Origin of the sequence: Flagellimonas sp. 389 (genome assembly GCF_018449435.1) — a bacterium.
Lineage (GTDB): Bacteria > Bacteroidota > Bacteroidia > Flavobacteriales > Flavobacteriaceae > Flagellimonas.
This window is the reverse complement of record NZ_JAHCMU010000018.1, coordinates 101,915-108,865: the sequence shown is the minus strand read 5'-3', so window position 1 is coordinate 108,865 and position 6,951 is coordinate 101,915. Positions and strand designations below refer to the sequence as shown.

The 6,951-nt window shown below is 39.0% G+C and carries 6 protein-coding genes; 1 reads left to right on the top strand and 5 read right to left on the bottom strand.

All coding sequences use genetic code 11. The features are described 5' to 3' along the window. Positions 1–171: 171 nt before the first annotated feature. From KIM67_RS15750 to rpsF, 4 genes are all read right to left on the bottom strand, one after another. The gene (locus tag KIM67_RS15750) at positions 172–2,193 is read right to left on the bottom strand and encodes a hypothetical protein (protein ID WP_213832510.1); all 2,022 of its coding nucleotides are present in this window, start codon (positions 2,191–2,193) and stop codon (positions 172–174) included. Between the two features lie 258 nt (positions 2,194–2,451). Next, a complete protein-coding gene (gene rplI, locus KIM67_RS15745; RefSeq protein ID WP_213832509.1) occupies positions 2,452–2,904 on the bottom strand; it encodes a 50S ribosomal protein L9 in 453 nt (150 codons plus the stop codon). Positions 2,905–2,917: 13 nt separating this feature from the next. Further along, positions 2,918–3,214, bottom strand: a complete 297-nt coding sequence (gene rpsR, locus KIM67_RS15740; protein WP_055392375.1) for a 30S ribosomal protein S18 — start codon at positions 3,212–3,214, stop codon at positions 2,918–2,920. A 4-nt stretch (positions 3,215–3,218) separates the two neighbouring features. Beyond that, positions 3,219–3,557 (bottom strand): 30S ribosomal protein S6, encoded by a 339-nt coding sequence (rpsF, locus tag KIM67_RS15735; RefSeq protein ID WP_055392374.1) that lies wholly within the window; start codon positions 3,555–3,557, stop codon positions 3,219–3,221. A 238-nt stretch (positions 3,558–3,795) separates the two neighbouring features. Between rpsF and KIM67_RS15730 the strand changes: the two genes are divergently transcribed. Beyond that, positions 3,796–4,488: a LytTR family DNA-binding domain-containing protein gene (locus tag KIM67_RS15730; protein WP_163418593.1), complete on the top strand. Its 693-nt coding sequence runs from the start codon at positions 3,796–3,798 to the stop codon at positions 4,486–4,488. On the opposite strand, the gene priA is transcribed toward KIM67_RS15730, so the two are convergent. Then, positions 4,489–6,945, bottom strand: a complete 2,457-nt coding sequence (priA, locus tag KIM67_RS15725; RefSeq protein WP_213832508.1) for a primosomal protein N' — start codon at positions 6,943–6,945, stop codon at positions 4,489–4,491. Positions 6,946–6,951 lie beyond the last annotated feature (6 nt).

The window sequence follows — 6,951 nt, the reverse complement described above, 5'->3', positions numbered from 1 at the left end:
GCATCGGCAAATGTAGAGAGTTGTGAGGGCGAGGCGCCCAAGGTCTGGACCGTAACATGTACAGGAAACGATTGGGCATTACCGTACATGGCACCAAAAAGCGCCAGTAGTGCTAAACTTATGGCGATTCGCCATTTTTGTAAAACTATTCTGTTGTTTTCCATAGTAACATCATTTTTCGTTCTGTTCTTTGGTCTGGGTATATTGGGCAAGAGCATCCAAAAAAGCGATTGCCTTGATCTCAAAAAGCTCGTGGTCCTCTTCCAAATTCGCCTCTCGTAACAGTTCGAGCAGGGCTTCACGGTGGTCAACATTGCTGATTTCAGCTTTTTTGGTCTCCCAGAGATTGGTCAATTGTGCCCCGATTTGTAAAGGACTGCCCCTGTATACCGTACCTTGGTGGCGAAAAAGCAATTGCCCTTTACCAACATTGGTTACAGGATTGCCCCGATTATCCTTTCTTTGTTTTTTATTGGAAAAGCTGTAGGTGTAGCCCATGGTCACGGTCACATCAGCTTGATTGTTTCCCGTTCCATTTCGCAACAGTGAAATCATGTTGCAGCGCACCATATGGTTTTCTGCTGGAGCATAATTACCTCCAAGTCGAAAGTTGAAATTTGACTTTGTAGACGTTTCAGAGACTATTGTTGCATTGTAGGAGGTCGAAAAATTGGTCCGAAGCTTTTTCTCAAGGAATTGTTTGGTAATTCCCAGAGTTGGACCCAAAATCCATTGAATTTCAGATATACCGATCGTGTTGTACGATACATTTGTTGCCGGGGTGATGACCAGATCACGTTTGGGATACCCCAAGGAAAGTGCCACTGACCCGTTGTAAAAAGCGTTGTCTCCACCGGTCGCTTCCTGTCTTTCCTGTTCATTTTTGGATTGCTGGTACAACAGGTTAACGTTGAGGCCTTTTCGTTTTTCTTCCGATTGTTGGAAGTTATAATTGATACCCAGATTGGCATTCTGTGAAATCTGACGATAGTTTAAGGTATCGAGCGTTTCAAACTCGTTGGCCTGATTGATATAATCGAACTGGTCGCGCACATTGGTAAAGGATTGAAAATTGGAATAGGAACCATTGAGATTCAATTTTTCCGAAGCCGTGTAGCTAAGATTCAACGCACTCACCAACCGTTTCATCTCGGCTACCTTAGTGTTATCCAGATTATCGCGCTGTAACCCTACATTCACCCCAACATTCAGTGTATTGTTAAAGATGGTCTGGTTTCCGTTTACGGTAATATTTTCGAGATCGTTGTTAAAGAAATAAGCGCCAAAAGTTCTATAGTTTGGGTCAACACGTTCATAGCCCAGGCCCAACGAACCATTGCCCGTTGGGTAGTTTACCGATGCATTGAATGCCTGGTGGTATTGGGTACTGACATTCTCATCCATTAAAAAGGAAAAGAAACCGGGCCGATTCCGTTTTTCGTTCAACCGTACATTTTCTGTAATGCTCGATATCGCATATTCAAATTGGAACTGTACCTTGTCCCAAAGGCTTACTTCCGAGTTCAATGAAACCACCATATTATCGGCAGGAACAACACCCAATTCAAAAGGAACCGCATTTTGAAGTGAATTTTCCCGGTCTCTGGCCTTAAAAGCAGATAGCCCCAACAAAACTTTCTCAAATTTGTATGAAACATTCAGTCCATAACCAATTCGCTTATACGCTACCAGAGCATTTGGGGTTTCTGGATCGTACTCGGTCGCCTTTAGGAACCGACCGTACATCATGGCGATTTTAAAAGGTCCGTTCGGTGCCAATTCCAATCCAAACCCATCAAATTGATGATTGTTAAGGGTATATGGACTGAAGGATAAGTTGGCACTACCAACGTGAAGCGTAATCCATTTATAGGATGGGCTTAGGCTAAGTCTGTTAAAATTGAACGGATTGGGCGTACTGAACTCTTGGTTGGAATACACAAAGGACAATGGCACATTGTAAACATCAGCAATACTCACATTGACGTTACCAGATAGCATATAGGTCAGGTTTTGTCGGTTTGCAGTACCATTATAAAAAACCGTATTTGTCGATATTCCGCCCGAATAATTGAAAAGTCCATTTTTACCGATTTTATCGATAGTAATCTGTTGGGAAAAACAAATCCCGAAACAGCAAAGAAGAATTAATAGAAGTAATACTTTGTACAATCTTGGTTGGATAAAATCCAATAGTACAATTTAACAGTGGTATAAAAGTGATGGTTTGATGTATGGCTAGGATGGTTTTATGGTTGGGGCATTTCAATTGACGGATTTTTCACACAATCAAAAAGAGTCCATGCTTTTTCGAAGTTTTTTAAACTATTCCAGCATATGTATAGATATACCTATAAGGAAAGGTATTAATCCTAAAACACTCATAACACGAGACAAAAAAAGAGCTATGCAATGCATAGCTCTTAACAAGTTTAAAGTAAAAACAAATTTTTACTTTGATTCTGCAATCACTTCAAAAGGAAAATCTACAATGACTTCTCTGTGCAATCTAATTTGTGCATTGTAAGGTCCAACTCTTTTGATAGTTCCACCTTTGATACTAATAAATTTTCTATCAACTTCTTGGCCAGCTTTGTCCAATGCAGCTGCTAAATCAATATTATTAACCGAACCAAACAATTTATCACCGGCGCCTACTTTTGCAGGAATACGAATTTCCAATTGTTTCAATGCTTCTGCCTTTTTATTGGCTTCATCGATTACTTTCTTTTCTTTATGGGCCCTTTGCTTTAAATTTTCCGCTAAAACTTTCTTTGCAGAAGGTGTTGCCAAGTCAGCCAATCCTTTAGGTATAAGGTAATTTCTTCCGTAACCGTTCTTTACCGTTACAACATCGTCCTTAAAGCCTAAATCCTGTATATCTTTTTTTAGAATAAGTTCCATTCTTCAGTATATTTTATTTCAACATATCGCCAACATACGGCATTAAGGCTAGGTGACGTGCACGTTTAACAGCTTGAGCCACTTTTCTTTGGTACTTTAACGAAGTTCCCGTTAACCTTCTTGGTAACAGTTTACCTTGTTCGTTAACCAATTTCATTAAGAAATCTGGATCTTTGTAGTCAATATACTTGATTCCAGATTTTTTGAACCTACAGTATTTCTTTTGTTTGTTCGTTTCAATGTTAAGAGGGGTCAAATACCTGATTTCCCCATCTTTTTTCGATTTTGCTTGTTGTTCTATAGATGCCATAACCCTATGCCTTTGCTTTTAATTTAGTTCTTCTTCTTTCTGCCCAAGAAATAGCGTGCTTGTCCAACTTTACAGTTAGGAAACGCATAATACGCTCATCTCTTCTAAATTCTAGCTCGTAAGGAGAAATTACTTCACCGGGAACGGTAAATTCGAATAAGTGGTAAAAACCACTTTTTTTGTGCTGAATGGGATAGGCCAATTTTTTAAGTCCCCAATTCTCTTTGGAGACCATTTTGCCACCATTCTTAATTAAGAAATCTTCAAATTTCTTAACTGTTTCCTCTATCTGTGTTTCAGACAGAACGGGATTCAAAATGAAAACAGTTTCGTAATGGTTCATATTTATTATATTTTTTTAGGAGTGCAAAATTAGTAATAATTACTTCACCCCACAAGAAAAGCCAAAAAACTTCGTTTAAATATTGAGAGTTATTAACATAAATGAACCAATCAAGCTTACGTAACGTATATGACAATATACACAACAAAATAGACCATGTTTACATCTTTTGTTGCTGTTGAACGTCTTTTTTATGTAATTTGCCGATGATTTAAAACCCTACAAATCACCCCATTCTATGAAATTAAAAAGTATAATTGTAGACGACTCCTCAATGCAACGCATGGCTGTAGCCAAATTGGTGAACAGTCACCCGCACCTTGCCCTAGTAGCCGAATACAGCAACGCAATCGAAGCCAAGAACGGCCTTAAAAACCACGACATCGATTTAATCTTTCTGGATGTTGAAATGCCAATCATTAGTGGTTTCGACCTTTTAGAGGCTTTAGAGAATCCTCCACAAGTAATTTTGATCACAGGAAAGCCAGATTACGCACTGAAAGCTTTTGATTATGATGTGACAGATTATCTACACAAACCTATTACTCTAGCTCGTTTTGAATCTTCCGTTAAAAGAGCGGTTGCAAAATATGAGCAAATGAACAGAGTTGATGAAGACGAAGAACACATCTTCGTAAAAAGTAACTTAAAGAAAAGAAAGGTTATCCTTAATGATATTAAGTGGATCGAAGCACTTGGCGATTATATTAAATTGGTAACGGATGAAGCCAATATCGTCATTCTTTCTACCATGAAATCTTTTGAGCAACAATTACCAGCTGAAAAGTTTCTACGAATACACAAATCCTACATCGTGAATCTGGAAAAAATAGAAAAGTTCAACAGTAAAAATGTTGAGGTTGGGGGTAGACAGATTCCTTTGAGCAGGAACAAAAAAACAGAATTGGCAGAGGCACTTGCCAACGTATAATTATATGTGGTCTACATTGTAGACGAGTCTCACACTTTTATACTTAGAAATAGCATTAAAAGATTTTTCTATTCTTTTAATGCTATTTTTTGTTTGTGCAATTGATTGTTTCCGATTGGCCTTTATCAGGATACTTTTAAGATAGTCTCTTCGTATTCTAGCAACGGGTGGATATTCAGGCCCTAAAACCTGATGGCCCAACAGCACGTTCTGTAATGAGCTTGCAAACCATTCCGAAGCTTCATTAAGTTTGTTATAGTCCTTATCCTTTAAAGTGAGCTTAATAATTCGTGCCAAGGGAGGATACTTAAACTGTTCGCGTTCGTAATATTGTTCATCGAACATTTTATCATAATTATTGGTGGTTACCTGCTGTAATATTTGATGGTAGGGGTTGTAGGTCTGTATAAGCACCTTCCCCCTTTTCTTTGTCCTACCTGCCCTACCTGCTACTTGGGTCAATAGCTGAAAACTCCTTTCATGTGCGCGATAATCGGGGAAGTTAAGCAATGAGTCAGCATTCATAATACCGACCAGACTTACATTTCTAAAATCCAACCCCTTTGTTACCATTTGCGTACCTACAAGAATATCCATCTCTTGTTGCTCAAAAGCAGTGATTATTTTTTCATAGGCATATTTTCCTCGAGTGGTATCCAAATCCATCCTACCAATGGTGCTTTCGGGGAAAAATTCCTGTAACTCTTCCTGAATCTGTTCCGTACCCAATCCCTTCATGTCCAAAGTTACATTTCCACAGGCTAGGCAACTTAGCTGTAAAGCCATGTGATACCCACAATAATGGCAACGCAGCTGGTTTCTATGCTTGTGGAAGGTTAAACTAACGTCGCAATTAGGGCATTGTGGAACGTTTCCACAAGTGGTACATTCCACAATAGGTGCAAAACCTCTACGGTTCTGAAACAAGATGACCTGCTCTCCTTCTTCCAACGTTTCCGTGATAGCATTGAACAAGGTTTCGGAAAAATGTCCTTTCATCCGTTTCTTCCTTGTGGCTTCTTTAATATCTACCAAGGTAATATCTGGCATGACCACATCTCCGTATCTATATTGAATATGGGCATAACCATACTTTCCTTTCTTAACATTATCCATGCTTTCTATACTTGGAGTTGCGGAACCCAGTATACAATTGGCATTATGATATGCTGCCAGAACCAAGGCCGCATCACGGGCATGGTATCTTGGATTGGGGTCAAATTGCTTAAAAGAGCTCTCGTGTTCCTCGTCTACCACAATTAGTCCTAAATTAGAAAATGGCAAAAACAACGAAGACCTTGCCCCTATTACAATCTGTGCCTTTTCTTTATTTTCCAATACATTGTTCCAGACTTCTACCCGTTCTTGAATGCTATATTTCGAATGATATATCGCCACCTTTTCACCAAAATAATCCCGAAGTCTATTAATGAGTTGGGAAGTCAATGCAATTTCTGGGAGCAAATAGAGCGATTGCTTCCCTTCTTGTATATATTGCTCAATAAGTTTGATATAAACCTCTGTCTTGCCCGAGGAGGTAACCCCATGCAGTAGAACTGGTTTTTTATTTGTAAAATTAAAATTAATCGCTTCAAACGCCTCTGTTTGATAAGGGTTCAAAGTAATGGTCTTTCTACTCTTTTCTGAGGTATGTACTATCCTATCGGTTCTAATGAAGTATTCTTCTAAGATAGATTTATCAATAAGTGCTTTTATGACAGCTTTGGAACCACCGCTCTCTTTTTCCAAGTCAGTAATGGATATTGGCTTTTTTGTTCTTGCTTGTAGTTGAAAGAAAGAAAGCACTACCTGACTTTGTTTTTTGGCCCTAGCGATTGTATGCAACAACTCTTCAAGCTTTTCTTCACTGCTATAGGCTTCCGCTAATTTTACGTAGCGAACCAGTTTTGGTCTGTATTGCTCATAAAGTTCTTCTTTCTGAAGCACTACTCCTTTTTGAACCAATCTATTCACTAGGGGCAATACGTTTTTCTTGTCGACAATACTGCTTATCTCTCCTATTTTTAAGGCAGTTTGATGCTGGAGCGCTTCGTAGACCAGAAATTCGTCGTCTTTTAGTTCAAGGTCGTTAACGGTATTGTTTTTATTGGGCAATATCAAGGTTTCACTTTCTAACAGAAAGGCACTTGGCAATGCGCTTCGGACGACTTCTCCCAAAGTGCACATGTAGTATTTTGCAATCCACTCCCAATGTTTTAACTGATATGCATTCACCAAGGGTGCCTCATCCAATATCTGATAGATTTCTTTGGCATCATACGCTGTTGGTGCATTATTATGGATGTTATACGCTACCGCTGTATAGATTTTGGATTTACCGAACGGTACCGCGACACGCATGCCCACTTGTAAAAAATCTGCTTCAGCCTTAGAAATACTGTAGGTAAAGAGCCTCTCCAAAGGAATGGGCAATACAACATCTAAAAAATAATGCATACGCTA

Excerpts from the sequence above, each read along its gene's own strand:
- KIM67_RS15730 (WP_163418593.1), top strand. The coding sequence starts at position 3,796 with ATGAAATTAAAAAGTATAATTGTAGACGACTCCTCAATGCAACGCATG.
- rplI (WP_213832509.1), bottom strand. The coding sequence starts at position 2,904 with ATGGAACTTATTCTAAAAAAAGATATACAGGATTTAGGCTTTAAGGAC.
- rpsF (WP_055392374.1), bottom strand. The coding sequence starts at position 3,557 with ATGAACCATTACGAAACTGTTTTCATTTTGAATCCCGTTCTGTCTGAA.
- rpsR (WP_055392375.1), bottom strand. The coding sequence starts at position 3,214 with ATGGCATCTATAGAACAACAAGCAAAATCGAAAAAAGATGGGGAAATC.
- priA (WP_213832508.1), bottom strand. The coding sequence starts at position 6,945 with ATGCATTATTTTTTAGATGTTGTATTGCCCATTCCTTTGGAGAGGCTC.